We start from the raw sequence: 13,681 nt of genomic DNA, 5'->3' as shown, positions 1-13,681 counted from the left end.
GAAAAGGCTGAACAATTTATGGAAGCAGAAAAGCAAGCACCTATCTTAAAGAAAAATGAAAGCAATTAATTGTTTTCATTCATAATTTCGCTCGTAGCCAATTCATCTTTGAGTGCAAGCGCTTTAGCGATCAGCATTTCTTTTTGTGCTGCTAATTCTGGCTTGCCGGAAAAATAAAGATCCAAAATAGTTTCTAGATCCATATCAACTTTTAAATTCGATCTTTTTTCGCGACTTTTTGGTTGATGCACCGGAATGATTCCAACCACATGCAATGCGGAAGCGCATGTGCGTTCAATTTTAGATAAGTCGACCGTATCTTTTACCGTTGGAGGAACGTGATAAACAATTTTCAGAATTGCTTGCGCAATATCATGCTGTTTGAGTGCATCAAGAATTTGTTGCGTGTGATCGCAATCTGGCTGTAAATGAACTTCGATTTGAATAAAAGGGCGTGCGGGAGTTTTGATAAATTCGTACGATGTTTTTCCTTTTTGAGAAATCCGTACATCGCAAAATCCTTTTTCTTCTTTTCGTTCACCAAAATCTATTCGTTCTGGCGATCCTGAATAGACGACCGGAGGATGCGCATGCTCATTTAAATCTTGAAAACGATGCAAATGGCCAAGGCCGACATAATCAAACGGCGCAATTGCTAATTGTGATGGTAAAAAAAGTGGATCGTTGCCGTACACCGCACGTTTTTCTGAACCGGAAAAAATTCCGGAGCTTACCGTTAAATGGCCAGCAAGAACAGAAGGCAAATGAGGATCAAGTTGTGTAATTAAATGCTGCAGAATTGCAACGGTGGATTGAGAAATATAGTCGGTTAATTCTCCTGCAGATTTGAACATATGGTTTTGCGAAGTGGCGATCGTTGTCCGATTGGGCCAAGGGAGCCCGACAATATTTACCGGGCCACTTTTTGTTTGCAATACAAATGCATGCGGCTTTGCCATTACATGAAATCCGCTTAATGGCAGATCATTAAAAAGATCAAGCGTGTGCGCTTTTCCAAAACTGAGTGGATTATCATGATTACCAACCACCATAACAAGTGGAATTTGCGCTTTGTGCAATTTTAAAAAACATTTAAGCAAAAGGCGTTGCTGAGTGGGACTCGGATTGGTGGTTTTATACGCATCGCCAGAAAATAAAAAGAAATCAACTTGTTCTTTAATGGCATATTCGATGCAAAAATCGAGCGCTCGTTCAAAATCCAGCAACCGAGTATGAATCCCGGTTGCTGGATCTATCTTGCCATAATTTTCGACGCCGAAATGAATATCTGCCGTGTGTACAAAACGTATCATGTATTGCCAGAAAGTGCTGAATCGTTATGGGTTTTGAGTGCGCCTACAAATGAAACTTGTTCTGTTTCATTTCCTGTATCTTTTGGTTTATCTTCACCTTGAGCAAATTTCTTGCGTAATTTAGCAGCGTATCCTTCTTTATTAATTTGGTATGCGCGTGCAATTGCAAGTGAATCGGCAGGAACTTGTTTGGTAATTACAGATCCGGCAGCGGTATACGCATTTTTGCCGATAGTTACCGGCGCTATTAGTGTACTATTGCTGCCAATATAAGCAAAATCTTCGATAGTTGTTTGATTTTTACTTATTCCATTATGATTGCAGGTGATCGTGCCGGCGCCGATGTTTGCATGCTCACCAATACGTGCATCGCCAAGATAAGCGAGATGTTTTGCTTTGCTTGCGACTCCTAATGAAGTTGCTTTCAATTCTACAAAATTACCAACAACGGCAGTTTGTTTAATAATTGATTTGCCGCGAATGTGAGCGAATGGGCCGATTTGTGCATTTGATTCAATTGTAGAATCACGCAAAACCGAATGCGAATAAACGATAACACTTTCGCTTAAAGTGCAATTATCAATAACAGCAAACGGCTCGATAACGCAGTTAGCGCCAAGAACGGTTCCATTAATAATATGCGCACCGTAGCTGATAACGGTTCCTTTTCCGATCGAAACGTTTACATCAACATGCGCTGCTTGCGCTGCAAAGAAACGTACGCCACGCTCCATCCACATTGAAATTAATTCTGCCCGTTTAATTTGTTCCGCGGACCACAATTCTTTAAGCGTATTGATGCCACGAATGGTATCAAAAGGTGCTTGAATGGTAATAACGTTGTTAGCTTTTTCTATAAGATCGGTTAAATAATATTCGTTGCTAGCATTTTCGGTTTGCAATGTGCTTAAAAAATCTTGGGCAAAAGATTTTTTGAAAATATAAATGCCTGCATTTATGCAACACGACTCGGTCGCGGCGGTTTTTAAATCTTTTTCTTCAATAATTTTTATTTTTCCATTTGTTTCAATCACTCTTCCATAGCCAGCTGCCACGGGATGATCGCAATGCGAAACAACAAAAGAAACGTCAGCATTTGATTCGGTATGTTTTGTAATAAGCTCTTCGATAATCGATTCTGTTACCAGCGGCATATCGCCATTCATTACAAGAAGATGATCAGCATGCCAAAGGGTTTGAGAGCACATCAATGCATGCCCCGTTCCTTTTTGTTCTTCTTGGTGCGCTATGGTGAGCGCTGGATGATGGGCGGTTACTATTTTCTTTATCGCATCAGCTTCGTATCCGAGAACAAGGGTTGTTGGTAAGTTGAGTGATTCCAACAATTTTGTTGTATACAAAATCATTTCTTGTCCGCATAAGCGTTCAAGTAATTTTGTGCGGCCTGTGTTAAATCGTGTTGATTTACCGGCCGCTAAAACAATCGCTTGGATCGAAGGCGATTTCATGGTGTCTCCTTTTTTGAGTTCAAGTCGTGAGTTTCATAATTTAATAAAAAAAAGTTTCGTTATTTTTTAATTGTAAAAAGCTTAAACGCGAGTTCCTGCTAATGTCAATTTTCATTGTAGCGATGTAATGCGCAAAATTTCTTTAAAAAAAACGAAAATTGGTTATGATTAAGATCACACCTTTGCAAATAAGGTGACGGTACGCTGGAGAGATGGCTGAGTGGTCGAAAGCGGCTGCCTTGAAAGCGGTTATTCCTAATTAAATTGGAATCGGGGGTTCGAATCCCTGTCTCTCCATAAAAACTGTTGCTTTGTAATGCATCTAAAATCAGGATGATAGAGTATGGTGCGCCTTCGAAAAAACCTTCTGCTGTTCACCGTGATCTGTTGTTGGGGCATATCGCTTCGTGCAATGGTCTTTGATAATAGATATTTCCCGTTATTTCCGCATACGTTTTCACGTACACCGGCAAAAAGAACCTATGCTTCGGCAGATGCTTTTTTTATGCTCGCGCATAATGCGACCGATGAAGAGGATATCACTTTTGGTATTCCTGAAATTTGGGGCAGGTATGATTTGATAAAACTTGCCAATGCGTTTGTACTTTTGGGGAACGCAAATCCGCTCGCTCCGGATTTCGATCAATTTAGTTCTATTATTTATAATATGTCTGGTGCTATTGATTCTCAAGGCATTGAATGGGCTTATGAGCATCGATTCACAAAGCATTTTTCTATTGGCTTCAATGCATTTTTTATGCATCTTTTTTCACGTATTAATTTTCGCTTAGACGATCAACTGATAAGACAATATGGATTGAGTGAAGATCAAATTTTGCAGCTTGACCAAATTAGAAGGCAATTGCAAAATTCGCTCGGCTTTGAACCCACAAAATCAAGCACTGTAGGATTTTCTGATATCGATCTTTATTTTAGATTCGGGAAAATTTGGGAATATTTCTTGAAATTCAAACGTATCGATTTAGGTATTCGTGGCGGTATGATGATCAACACTGGAAAGAAACGCGATGTAAATAATCCAGCTTCGCTCCCCTATGGCGGCAACGGTTTTTTTGGCCTTTATTTGGCAGGCGATGCAGAATTTGAACTTAAAGAAGACTGGAAAGCGGGGCTTTATGTGCGCATGAGTAAACGATTTGCACGTACGTTCCCGAATAGAATCCCTATTGCAAACGAGCAGCCGCTTTTTGGTGCCGTTCTAGGAGATTTGCGCGTTGATCCTGGATTAACATTTGCAATCTCTCCTTATGCACGCGTTGAAGATATTCGTGATGGCCTTGGCGGTCAGTTGCAATATACCGCAGTAGTTCATTATGATGATTTGTATGTTGATAAGCGCGAAAATCCAATTCCTTCTGCAACACTGCAAGCACTGAATGATCGATCAGATTTTGGTTCTGAATATTTTACGGTGAATTTATTTTACGATTTCTCTCGCGTGCGAAAACCACATTGGTGTGCACCGATTGTTCAATTACAATGGGATATGCCAGTTTCGGTACTTGCAGCAAAACGCGTGAGCAAGACGCAGCGATTTTCTTTAGGATTGTTACTTAGTTTTTAGAAAAAAGATAAAGGTGGGCCACTATGAGATTTTTTCCTGCAAAAAAATTGTTTAGCGCTTTTTCGACCGATTTAGCGATCGATTTAGGAACAGCAAATACATTAGTATATGTGCGAAATCGCGGTATTGTTTTAGACGAGCCGTCTGTTGTTGCAGTTAAGGCAAATACAAATCAAGTGCTTGCTGCAGGGCGTGGCGCTAAGGAAATGTTGGGTAAAACTCCTGAAAGTATTGTAGCGTGCAGGCCAATGCGCGATGGCGTAATCGCAAATTTTGAACTTACCGAAAGCATGCTTCGTTATTTTATTCGTAAGGTGCACGGTAATCGCCGTATGCTTATTAGCCCGCGTATGATTATTGGTGTTCCCTCAGGCATTACGCAAGTAGAGCGACGCGCAGTTGAAGATTCTGCAAAACAAGCGGGCGCGCGCGAAGTTTACACCATTATGGAACCAATGGCCGCAGCAATTGGCGCTGGATTACCAGTACAAGATCCATCATGCAGCATGATCGTTGATATTGGCGGTGGAACAACCGAAGTTGCAGTGATAGCACTTAAAGACGTTGTTTTTTGCCGTTCAGTTCGCGTTGGCGGAGATGAGATGGATCGTGCAATTGTGCAATATGTTAAGAGAAAATATAACTTGCTTATCGGTGAGCGCACCGCAGAATTGATCAAAATTCAAATTGGTTCGGTGATGCCAGAGTCAAAAGATGAATCGATGGAAGTTAAGGGGCGCGATCTAGTGACCGGAGTTCCAAAAACAATCATTTTGACGAGTGCAGAAGTGCATGAATCTCTTCTTGAAACGATAGCGACAATAGTTGATGTTGTACGCGTGGCGCTTGAAAATACTCCACCCGAACTATCTTCAGATTTAGTTGATAAAGGTATTGTGATGGCGGGCGGCGGTTCACTTCTTAAAGGGCTTGCTCAATTGATTTCAAAAGAAACAGGTTTGCAAGTTCATCTAGCGGAGAATCCACTTCTTTGCGTTGTGATGGGTGCTGGAAAAGTACTCGAACAACTCGATTTCTTCAAAGACGCACTTTTAAAATAATTTTCGATAGTTATACAAAGAGCCACATGCAAAACGTGGCTCTTTTTTTTTGAAACATGCTATTACTAATAAAAAATAGGGTAGAGGCAATGAGGGTAAAACAATTCTGGGGGCTTTGCTTTCTTTTCGCATCAGTGGTTAGGGCAGAAGAGACACTATTTCTAAAAAAATTATTATTTTCAAAAGAAATAGCATGCGGAACTGCTCTATTGGGAGCCGCGTGGTACTATGACGCGGGTTACATAGAAAGTAAATGCACAACGTATCAACCAAAAAAAATATGGAAGAAATTGTCTCGCCTCGAGTTTACAAAAGAGCGTAAAGAAATTGTTTTTTCAAACGACGAAATAAAAAAGAAAATAAAACTAATGCAGGCGCCAAGTTACAGCGAAGAAATTTATGAGTTTTATGATCGCGATTGCCAGCTCATTGCGCCAGCTAGTCCCGTGCTAGGAAAGGAAGATTGCATTGATGATCTTTCAGAAATTAAAATTGTGCGCAAGCAGATCCTGCAAAAAGAAGTAACAGTTTTTAAAAGGAATTGTGAGAATGAGTGGATTCGCAAAATAATTATAGAAGTACCAGAGACAGTAATGGTAGCTAAATTAGATGAACAAAGATTGGAGAAATTATTACTTAGGCGAAAAATTGCTCAGAGCGTGGGTTGTGGATGCATTTTGTTGGGAGCAACACGAAGTCTATATAATTGGTTATATCCCTAAAAACTAAATTTTAGCTAGAGGATGACATGCTAAAAAAAATAAAATATGTATTTTTGCTTCTAAATTTATCTTTCGTATGCACGGTACATGCAGATTTAATTTCATTTTTAAAAAATAGTGCTCAATCAAAAGAAGTTTGGTTAGGTGCAGCAATTGCAACTACCGCTTGGGGAGTTCATAAGTTATATGCTGATAAATTTTCTGGGAGTTTACATGAAGAGATTTCTTATAAAAGTTCTGAAATTGACGGTTATATGGTAACAGAACGTTTTATTAATGCGCATATTAACCCAAACATATTAGCAAATGTTGAATCCTATTCTTTCAAAGGATCCGATGGAAAAACGCTAGAACTTGATTTATTAAAGGAGAGTTTAGATATTCGCACACTCCCGGCGATTGAATTTATAGGAATTACAGAAAAACCATACGGAAATAAGACGAAAAAAATTACTTTTCTTAAAACACTCGATAATAAGTGGCAGTACACTGAAATAGAACAAACTAAAACAACACAGATGGCGCTGCGTCACGATCAAATCAAAGCGAATAGATTTCACTTGGCAAGAAATATTGGCATAGGTACTGGTTTAGGGATTTCACTTTGGGGCGCCTATCTTCATAGCAAGTAGCTGATCTGAAATTTCGATAATCATAAAAAGCTCGTATAATCCGTCCATTTTTTTATAAATAAAGCCATAAATGCTGTTTTTTTGCCGGTCTGTGGTACACTGAAAAGGTCTTACTTAAGGATCTAAAGATGCATTTTGCTCATGGCATTCAAATAAAAAAGCAGTACGGCCAGCATTTTTTGCGTTGGCAAGTGGTGATCGATCATATGATTGAGCGCGTGTCGCTTGATAAAAGTTGTTCTGTATTTGAAATTGGGTGCGGCGATGGTTTTTTAACTCGCTCAATTTTAAAGCAGCCAATCAAGCAGTTGTGGGTTTTTGAAATAGATCCACAATGGGCAGATTTTGTCCGAAAATCGATGCCAAATAAGCGGATGACTATTTATGAGCAAAATATTTTAGATCTTGATTGGTCGATTTTCGAGCCTGATCAGCCATGGACTCTTCTTGCTAATCTCCCTTATCAAATTACCTTCCCTATTTTGCATCTGCTGCAAAAAAATAGGCATCTTTTGCGCGAGGGCGTCATTATGGTGCAAGAAGAAGTCGCAGAAAAGCTCCTTAAATCGCACGGGCGTGGCTATGGGTATCCCTCTCTCTTTTTCCAGTACTATTTTAATTGGGAAAAGCTTGATAAAGTGCCGCCTCAAGCGTTTGAACCGCCTCCAAAAGTGCATTCACGTTTATTATATTTTAAGCCTAAAGAAAATGTTGCTCCCATTCCTGACGAGCAAGGGTTCTGGGACTTCATTAAATTGTGCTTTCGCCAACCTCGACGCACTTTAAGAAATAATCTGCAGCAAACTCACTTTGATATGTCACTTATTTCTGAAGAATTATTGGTTTTGCGTGCGCAGCAAATGAATATCGACGATTTTCTAGCTCTATGGAAAAAATTTAATTCTTAATGCCATATTTGCCAGCATCAATCTCTTGATTTGCTTGGCGAATAATGGTGCAAATACGTTCATCAAATATTTTTGTATTAAAATTTTCCGGCCGTGATGCAAGCGCTTCTTCTTTTAGTTGATTAAGGAGGGCTGCTGGAATGAACGGAAGACATGTGCGTTTGCAGCCGGGTAGTTTAATAAACATGAATTCACGATTTGGATGAATTTCAGCAGATGCGTGGCATCCTTGACCGTTGATCGTTCTCATTGCCTGCGCAACAAACGGCAAGCAGACCGTAACCGGAAGTGGATACAGCGGAAACTGCGGGCGATAGCTGGTCGGTGACCAACCAAAAGACCATAGTTCAGAATGGCCGGGATCAGCGTTTCTGCTATGCAAACGATTTTTTATGGTGCAAGGTTGCACATCTGCACAGCAATTTTTTCTGCATCGTTTAGTTGTATCTCGCCTAAACTTCAGTTTGACTTGGGTTATCCGAGTTGAAATAGGTCTTTGGCGAGATGGATAAAACGCGCGATCGGAGAATAAGATTTGCGAACAGAAAAAATCTAAACGCTGAATCCGATCCCCTTCAGAATAGAAATTATCAATTCTCTTAAAAAATGAACATTCTGCAAGGTCGTACGATTCGGGAAGAATCGGCACGCCAATCAACCAAAGATCCTCAACATGAAATGTGCAAGAATCAAAAAGTGCTAATCGCAAAGCAAAATTTCCCCCGTGGCTATAGCAAACTAATCGAATGCGGGGTTCTTTTCCTTGAGCGCGCAAATCGTTTACGAGCGCTTCAAGATCTTGATAGAAGATTTGGGCTTCAAGCGTCCATAATCGCTGACTTAAAAGGCCAGACCAACCAAAAGTATAATAAAGATTTGCAGGCATTTGCGGATTGGCAGATTTTGCGACCGCATCAAAACTGCGGGCGATAATGCCCGATGCGTACCCTTTTTCGTAACAGTTCAAATCAATTTGCTTTAAGCCCATCTCTTGCATCGCATGATATTGATAAAAAAAATCATCTTTGCGCGTAAGTTGAACAGCTTTTTCGTATACCGAATTGCTGATATCGTCCCTTAAAAATCGGATTATATTAGCTGTATTGAGATATGGCTTAATACTTACTATTCCATGAACAAAAATAGTAACCCATTGTTCTTCAGCGCAAAATAGAGCGGGGGAACAAAGAGTTAAAGCGAAAATGGCATTTACAAGTATATTGGGCATTCGCATGGTATTCAGTATTTCGATTCAGTTGTTTTCAACTTTTTTCTTAGTTCAATCGTAACAATTTTTTCATGCCCGAGCTATCGTTTTTTGCTTTATGGTTTCTATTGTGCGGATCTGGGCAGTATTTGTATAGTATAATTAAATGTATAGATTGCGTTGCCAGGAGAGATGGGGCAAATGATTGCAAAAAAAGGTATGGTTATAATTTTTTTTATTCTGCTCTTGGGTTGCGATGCGCAGACCTACTGCGTAGCAAAATATTCTCGCTGGAATTTGCTTTTGTTGCCAACTTATTCGCTTGCGATTTTGGTCGGCGTTGTTGGCGGTGAAATCGCGGGCGCCGCGTTTGCAGGATCATTTATGGGGATTGACCGTTTAAGCATAATGCTGAGCCAACGAGATTCAGGAAACTTTTTAGTGCGGCCAGATATCTCACTTCCTAAAGACGTTGCAAAACTGGTGCAGGATTATTCAAAAAATATTGATGAAATTAAATCGCAAGAGCTGACAGGGGCTTTTGGAAAAAAAACATACAAATTTTCACAACGCTATTCCTCTATTTTTTATACGGTAAAAAACAGAGGAATTATATCTGGTTCGGTCAAGAATAGAGAATTTAAGCCCGATAAAATTGTTTTTAAAAAATCTAAAATAGTTGATCATCCGTGGACAAAGCGAGCAATCGTCACAGGTTTTATTATTGCAGGGATTGGGATTGGTTGTTCCAAAGCGTTAAACGGCACGTAGTTTAAAAATCACACGACTCTAAACTGCAAAAAAATGGTGCCGGAAACGGGACTATTTACGTAGCTTCACTCTAAGGATAAAAAATTTCTCAATCAGTATATGGAACTATTTATATAGACACTATACAATTTGTGCAACATTTTTGAGTCTCGCAAATTTACTAGCGTACTTTTAACGGAGAGAGGGGATATTTTGACGTAGCACTAGGGATACTTTGACGTAATTACCCTCTGGGATACACGCTCTGGTGCTGTCTGCCGAGGCGCCTAGATAGATTAAATAGAAAGATTTTGAAAGATTTAGAAAGTTACGCGCGTACGTTCATGCGTGCGATGTGCATACGCGTGTGCGCGCGAGATAAAATTTTAAAAATATAAAAATAATCTAAAACGGGAAGGGCAAATTTCATTGGTTCTGAATGCGTATCCTAGGGGAGCCCGGCATTGATTGGGCAACTCATTAATCCACCCTCATACTCAAAAATAAATCTTTTGGTACAAAAAGAGTTTGCTTCAAAATACTCATTGGTGATATATGAATTGTGCGTTGATTATGCCGGCATTGAACGCACCCCGGTATTTGCGCTCATAGAATTTAAAAAATATCTGGGAATTGCCGAAGATGAATATAAAGAATTTAAACACTTTAATTACAAAATTATTAAGAAGGCAATACTGGATGATCAACCAAAAGGCAGATCTTTTGATAGCGGTCAAATTTAGTGGCAAAAATGATGATGCTTTAGTATGGTTTGCCATTAAGAAAAAAACACGCACGAATATTGATGTTGAAAAAGTAATTGCAAAAATAAGAAAGCAACCGAAGCAGAAACAGAATTCTGATTGTCCCTTTCAACAGTTGAAAAATTATGGCGTTTCAGATCGCAAAGCAAAAGAATTCTTGGAAATTTTTAAACCGAGTGAAATTAAAAAAGTTATTGATGAACTTGAATGTGATCTCCAAAAGATTTGTAATCCGGCAGCATGGCTGGTCAAAAGATTTAATAGTAAAACTTCAGAGCACATAAAATTTACCGGCGCAAAACCATGCAAGGGTATGGATTTTATAATGGATGAATTACAGCGCAAACATCTTGCATTTGTTAAAGAACGGGTGCAGAATTCATGGAATAAATTGCCCGAAGAACGCAAAAATACTCTTGCAGTTACCTTTGAAAAATGGATGACAGGCCAGGATATTGGATTTATTATGTCTACCGGCATGGAGCAAATTTATCATCAAATATTTCTTGAGCAGGTTTTATTAACACCAGAAGAAAGAAATTTTGAATCATGGGCCGCTCTGCAATGCTCATCGCAAGAATGAAAATGAAAAAATTGAAATTCCCTTTGATTTGGCGGTAATATAGCTTATAATAAATGCTTTTCAAAGGTGGCATATGGTTAAAAAAAGCACAGAGAACTCTTTTGTAGAGATTCACCATCGCATGAGTGATGATGAAAAAAACTATTTCGAATTTTATTTGAGCATGCATTGCCTGAGCTTGATCAAAAAGAAGAGCATACCATCCATGCAGATGATCTTCTAAAGCTCTGGCAACTCCTACTTTGCTCCTTCGGAGCTTCGAAGGGCAGGCACGATGCGGGCAATCTATTCTTAGAGCGTTCATTTTGGCATTTAGGCGCAACAATCACGTTTCAATGTACTGCCAATCCCGCACGCCCATCCTGGGGAACATTTTCAATTTTTTATGGGCGTTGTATCAAAGGGGATATGATTTATTACGCGTATAATCAAGAATTCAAAAAGATGCTCTCATACCCCATTGTGCATAAAGAATTACTCCAAGAAGGATTAATCACCGAAATTTCGGATCGTCTTCCCGCATTCTCTTCTGAATCAATTCCAGCCTTAGCTGCATTATAATTTTAAAATACTATATCGATTCGATACATTTTTTATAATACAAAATACGTTCTAATTTTCGCGCACTATTCTCATATACTGGTAAATCAAACGGCAAAAGCTTTTATATGCAAGTATCCTGCCCAATGATACAGGCTTTGATACCACCTAATATTCCTTTTTTCCTGCTGAATATCTTTTATAAAAAGGACCAATGATGATGCAAAATCTTTTTTGTAGCGATTTTTAATTTCACGGAATAATTCCTGAGCATGGTTCGACAGGCTCACCATGATCGGATCTTCTTCTTTTTTCCATGATGACCATAGATCTAATCGATTAAGATAGTGATTACCTTTTTTAATGTAATAGTACAGCAATCCATAAGAACCAATTGCTAATACTATGCTAATATGCAGTTTATGATTCTTAATGGCATCGCCAATAAATGATTGTATGTCTTTGGTAGCCAGAGCTGCACCCTCACTATTCTTTTCAATCTGATTCAAATTTTGATGTGAATTGGCACTTGTATCATTTGCCGATGTTACGTGATTATTATTTGAAACATTAAAATTAAGAATAATTGCGCACGGCATATCTTCAACTTCAATTGTTTCATTGGGCACGATTAGAGTATGGTGCATCATGATGAGCAGGAAAAGAACTCGTTTCATTGGATTCCAAGATGAAAGGTAGTAAATAACTATTAAAGAATACCAACTTGCCCTTCGAAGTTCAAAATTATTCGTAATTTGAGCGAAGTAGGGTAAACGATTATTTCTTCGATATTATTTTCGAACCAACACACGACATTCAGAACATTTTATATTGCATAGCCAACCTGTGCTTCCTTCGACTACGCTCAGGATAAACTCCGCCTTGGCGAAGTAGGATGATTATGCATCACCAAAAAATTCACAAAATGGGAATGATTGGGTTCATTTATCTTAGCTAAGCAAAAAATCTACTGGCAAGCGGTTGAGCTCCAGATAGGAGTAGACTGGAATTCCATAGATCCGCTACACGGGGAAGCTGGAATTAAAAAGCAACATTTGGAGATATTTGAAGAGAAAATCTTAGAGAAAAAGGATCATATAAAGAGCCATTAATCCCATGATAACATCTTCGGATAAGGTAACATACGTCATGGGGAGTTTGAAAACCGTGCCCAAACAAGCGCAAGTAATTTCGCGGCCTTTACTGAGCTCAATAACTACCCCAATACTTCCAATAGCCATAATAATCACGGTAATAATATTGGCTACAAAGAGCTGATATCTGAGCAGGTATGCAATGCCAAGGCCTATTTCAATGAAAGGGTAAATATAGGCATAGAGTCTGCTTTGTTGCGCAATAATATCATACATTGAGTATGCTTCTACAAATCCGGGTAAATTAATAATTTTGAAGAATCCAAAAACTAAAAAGAATCCTGCCATGAAATCCAACATGGCTTCATTATAATTCCAGCCGCCTCTATAGAAGCTCATACCAATTGTGAAGGCGATTATGAGGCCAGCTATGATAATAAGTGGTAAAAAAGAATAAAAATTATATTTGCTCTCATGGTTATTTTCATGATTCATCAACTCATCCTTTTTAATGGGAACCCCCCAGTAGTATTAATTTCTGGGGGGTTCTATTGGTCATAATTAATTTATGATTGATTATTTATTTGCTTCCATAGCTGCGTCATGATGTTCCATCGCAGCTTCGTGATGAGTCATAGCCGTTTTATGATGTTTCATGGCTTGCTCATGATTCTCTTGGCTTTTTCTATGATGCTCCATTGCTTTTTTATGGTGTTCTTGCGCCTTTTTATGATGCTCAAGAGATTCGGGAGTATGCTTAGCGCTCATTGATGAAATAGAAAATAGAGAAATAACAACAAAGGCAAATATAAATTTACAATTTGATAATAGCTTCATATGTGATCCTTATCATTAAGCGTTAGTAAAAAAATCTATTAATTTTTATTTTTTATGACCAATAGAGACTATATTATTAAACGCATTCTCTGCATGCTTTGATGCAATCATTACATGCTTGAATGCATTTTTTGCATAATTCAGCGCAACGAGCATCAGGAGTGTTGCAAGCATTGCTGCACTCTTCGCATACTTTAATACATTTATTGCATTCAT

General features: G+C 38.8%; 16 protein-coding genes and 1 tRNA gene. 10 read left to right on the top strand and 7 right to left on the bottom strand.

Translation table 11 applies throughout. From position 1 onward, the window contains the following. Nucleotides 1-65 precede the first annotated feature (65 nt). On the bottom strand, nt 66-1,313 hold the full coding sequence (sbcD, locus tag HYX58_04380; protein MBI2775213.1) for an exonuclease subunit SbcD: 1,248 nt from the start codon (nt 1,311-1,313) through the stop codon (nt 66-68). Further along, nucleotides 1,310-2,782 carry a bifunctional UDP-N-acetylglucosamine diphosphorylase/glucosamine-1-phosphate N-acetyltransferase GlmU gene (gene glmU / locus HYX58_04375; protein ID MBI2775212.1) on the bottom strand — a complete coding sequence of 491 codons (1,473 nt, stop codon included), beginning with the start codon at nt 2,780-2,782 and terminating at the stop codon, nt 1,310-1,312. The genes sbcD and glmU overlap by 4 nt, the downstream gene beginning before the upstream one ends. A gap of 206 nt (nt 2,783-2,988) precedes the next feature. Here glmU and HYX58_04370 point away from each other — a divergent pair. The 6 genes from HYX58_04370 (at nt 2,989) to rsmA (ending at nt 7,690) form a co-directional block, all read left to right on the top strand. Further along, nucleotides 2,989-3,079: transfer RNA gene (locus HYX58_04370), tRNA-Ser, on the top strand. 46 nt (nt 3,080-3,125) lie between these two features. Beyond that, a complete protein-coding gene (locus HYX58_04365; protein MBI2775211.1) occupies nt 3,126-4,367 on the top strand; it encodes a hypothetical protein in 1,242 nt (413 codons plus the stop codon). A 23-nt stretch (nt 4,368-4,390) separates the two neighbouring features. After that, nucleotides 4,391-5,428 carry a rod shape-determining protein gene (locus HYX58_04360; protein MBI2775210.1) on the top strand — a complete coding sequence of 346 codons (1,038 nt, stop codon included), beginning with the start codon at nt 4,391-4,393 and terminating at the stop codon, nt 5,426-5,428. 89 nt (nt 5,429-5,517) lie between these two features. Then, nucleotides 5,518-6,150, top strand: a complete 633-nt coding sequence (locus tag HYX58_04355) for a hypothetical protein (GenBank protein MBI2775209.1) — start codon at nt 5,518-5,520, stop codon at nt 6,148-6,150. A gap of 26 nt (nt 6,151-6,176) precedes the next feature. After that, complete coding sequence (locus HYX58_04350; GenBank protein MBI2775208.1) at nt 6,177-6,782, top strand: hypothetical protein; 606 nt, start codon at nt 6,177-6,179, stop codon at nt 6,780-6,782. Nucleotides 6,783-6,910: 128 nt separating this feature from the next. Then, nucleotides 6,911-7,690 carry a ribosomal RNA small subunit methyltransferase A gene (gene rsmA / locus HYX58_04345; GenBank protein ID MBI2775207.1) on the top strand — a complete coding sequence of 260 codons (780 nt, stop codon included), beginning with the start codon at nt 6,911-6,913 and terminating at the stop codon, nt 7,688-7,690. Here rsmA and HYX58_04340 read toward each other — a convergent pair. Further along, nucleotides 7,680-8,918: a hypothetical protein gene (locus HYX58_04340; protein ID MBI2775206.1), complete on the bottom strand. Its 1,239-nt coding sequence runs from the start codon at nt 8,916-8,918 to the stop codon at nt 7,680-7,682. The two genes, rsmA and HYX58_04340, sit on opposite strands and share 11 nt — an antisense overlap. A gap of 180 nt (nt 8,919-9,098) precedes the next feature. Between HYX58_04340 and HYX58_04335 the strand changes: the two genes are divergently transcribed. The 4 genes from HYX58_04335 to HYX58_04320 all read left to right on the top strand — a co-directional run bounded on the left by HYX58_04335 (nt 9,099) and on the right by HYX58_04320 (nt 11,555). Beyond that, nucleotides 9,099-9,668, top strand: a complete 570-nt coding sequence (locus tag HYX58_04335; GenBank protein ID MBI2775205.1) for a hypothetical protein — start codon at nt 9,099-9,101, stop codon at nt 9,666-9,668. 443 nt (nt 9,669-10,111) lie between these two features. Next, the gene (locus tag HYX58_04330) at nt 10,112-10,390 is read left to right on the top strand and encodes a replication initiation protein (protein MBI2775204.1); all 279 of its coding nucleotides are present in this window, start codon (nt 10,112-10,114) and stop codon (nt 10,388-10,390) included. After that, nucleotides 10,347-10,994 carry a hypothetical protein gene (locus HYX58_04325; protein MBI2775203.1) on the top strand — a complete coding sequence of 216 codons (648 nt, stop codon included), beginning with the start codon at nt 10,347-10,349 and terminating at the stop codon, nt 10,992-10,994. The genes HYX58_04330 and HYX58_04325 overlap by 44 nt, the downstream gene beginning before the upstream one ends. Before the next feature lie 168 nt (nt 10,995-11,162). Beyond that, nucleotides 11,163-11,555 (top strand): hypothetical protein, encoded by a 393-nt coding sequence (locus HYX58_04320; protein MBI2775202.1) that lies wholly within the window; start codon nt 11,163-11,165, stop codon nt 11,553-11,555. A gap of 86 nt (nt 11,556-11,641) precedes the next feature. On the opposite strand, the gene HYX58_04315 is transcribed toward HYX58_04320, so the two are convergent. The 4 genes from HYX58_04315 to HYX58_04300 form a co-directional block, all read right to left on the bottom strand. Beyond that, a complete protein-coding gene (locus tag HYX58_04315) occupies nt 11,642-12,211 on the bottom strand; it encodes a hypothetical protein (protein ID MBI2775201.1) in 570 nt (189 codons plus the stop codon). A 402-nt stretch (nt 12,212-12,613) separates the two neighbouring features. Next, nucleotides 12,614-13,123: a heavy-metal-associated domain-containing protein gene (locus HYX58_04310; protein ID MBI2775200.1), complete on the bottom strand. Its 510-nt coding sequence runs from the start codon at nt 13,121-13,123 to the stop codon at nt 12,614-12,616. A gap of 81 nt (nt 13,124-13,204) precedes the next feature. Next, on the bottom strand, nt 13,205-13,465 hold the full coding sequence (locus HYX58_04305; protein MBI2775199.1) for a hypothetical protein: 261 nt from the start codon (nt 13,463-13,465) through the stop codon (nt 13,205-13,207). Between the two features lie 45 nt (nt 13,466-13,510). Further along, nucleotides 13,511-13,681 (bottom strand): hypothetical protein, encoded by a 171-nt coding sequence (locus HYX58_04300; GenBank protein ID MBI2775198.1) that lies wholly within the window; start codon nt 13,679-13,681, stop codon nt 13,511-13,513.

It is taken from the genome of Candidatus Dependentiae bacterium, assembly GCA_016191325.1.
Lineage (GTDB): Bacteria > Babelota > Babeliae > Babelales > JACPOV01 > JACPOV01.
The sequence above is the reverse complement of the archived record's forward strand: the minus strand, read 5'-3'. Positions and strand labels throughout refer to the sequence as shown.

Excerpts from the sequence above, each read along its gene's own strand:
- HYX58_04325 (MBI2775203.1), top strand. The coding sequence starts at position 10,347 with ATGATCAACCAAAAGGCAGATCTTTTGATAGCGGTCAAATTTAGTGGC.
- HYX58_04355 (MBI2775209.1), top strand. The coding sequence starts at position 5,518 with ATGAGGGTAAAACAATTCTGGGGGCTTTGCTTTCTTTTCGCATCAGTG.
- HYX58_04315 (MBI2775201.1), bottom strand. The coding sequence starts at position 12,211 with ATGAAACGAGTTCTTTTCCTGCTCATCATGATGCACCATACTCTAATC.
- HYX58_04350 (MBI2775208.1), top strand. The coding sequence starts at position 6,177 with ATGCTAAAAAAAATAAAATATGTATTTTTGCTTCTAAATTTATCTTTC.
- HYX58_04340 (MBI2775206.1), bottom strand. The coding sequence starts at position 8,918 with ATGCCCAATATACTTGTAAATGCCATTTTCGCTTTAACTCTTTGTTCC.
- HYX58_04365 (MBI2775211.1), top strand. The coding sequence starts at position 3,126 with ATGGTGCGCCTTCGAAAAAACCTTCTGCTGTTCACCGTGATCTGTTGT.
- HYX58_04305 (MBI2775199.1), bottom strand. The coding sequence starts at position 13,465 with ATGAAGCTATTATCAAATTGTAAATTTATATTTGCCTTTGTTGTTATT.
- HYX58_04300 (MBI2775198.1), bottom strand. The coding sequence starts at position 13,681 with ATGAATGCAATAAATGTATTAAAGTATGCGAAGAGTGCAGCAATGCTT.
- HYX58_04335 (MBI2775205.1), top strand. The coding sequence starts at position 9,099 with ATGATTGCAAAAAAAGGTATGGTTATAATTTTTTTTATTCTGCTCTTG.
- sbcD (MBI2775213.1), bottom strand. The coding sequence starts at position 1,313 with ATGATACGTTTTGTACACACGGCAGATATTCATTTCGGCGTCGAAAAT.
- HYX58_04360 (MBI2775210.1), top strand. The coding sequence starts at position 4,391 with ATGAGATTTTTTCCTGCAAAAAAATTGTTTAGCGCTTTTTCGACCGAT.
- rsmA (MBI2775207.1), top strand. The coding sequence starts at position 6,911 with ATGCATTTTGCTCATGGCATTCAAATAAAAAAGCAGTACGGCCAGCAT.
- HYX58_04310 (MBI2775200.1), bottom strand. The coding sequence starts at position 13,123 with ATGAATCATGAAAATAACCATGAGAGCAAATATAATTTTTATTCTTTT.
- glmU (MBI2775212.1), bottom strand. The coding sequence starts at position 2,782 with ATGAAATCGCCTTCGATCCAAGCGATTGTTTTAGCGGCCGGTAAATCA.